Annotated in this window: 1 pseudogene; it reads right to left on the bottom strand. The window is 66.3% G+C overall.

What is annotated here, in order from left to right:
* Positions 1-502 (bottom strand): annotated as a pseudogene (locus tag J7528_RS24235) (hypothetical protein); the annotation flags it as partial.

Genomic DNA, 502 nt, shown 5'->3' with positions numbered 1-502 from the left:
CCCGGGCACAAGGCCCGGGATGACGGTTCGTTTTTGAGCTTGTGAGTGGAGCTGCCCCTAAATTCGCCCAGCCCGTCCATGATCGCCGTCAGCGCCAGCACCGTCTGGCCCTCCATGGCGCTATGTCCCGCATTGGTCAGCACGTAGCTCTCCGGCTTCACCCCCACGCCCGCCAGGGCATCGACCAGACGCGAGGCCTGGGTCAGCGGACACACCTGGTCGAAGCGGCCGTGGACGATGTGGATCGGCAGGCCGGCGATCTTGTCGACGTTGCGGGCGATGTAGTCCGGCTCCAGGAACAGGTTCCGGGCGAAGAAGTGGGCCTCGATCTGGGCGAAGCACAGGGCGAAGTCGGCCTCGCCGAACTTGCCCGGATCGCCCTGCTCGGGGATCATGTTCGAGATCGTCCCCTCCCAGACCGACCAGGTCAGGGCCGCGCGCAGCTGGGTCTCGCGGTCGGCGCCGCCGTCGAAAATAGCTTTGTAGGCCCCCATCATGTCGC

This window comes from Caulobacter sp., assembly GCF_017744445.1.
Classification (GTDB): domain Bacteria; phylum Pseudomonadota; class Alphaproteobacteria; order Caulobacterales; family Caulobacteraceae; genus Caulobacter.
Note: the sequence above shows the minus strand (reverse complement) of the source record. Positions and strands in the feature narration are given on the sequence as shown.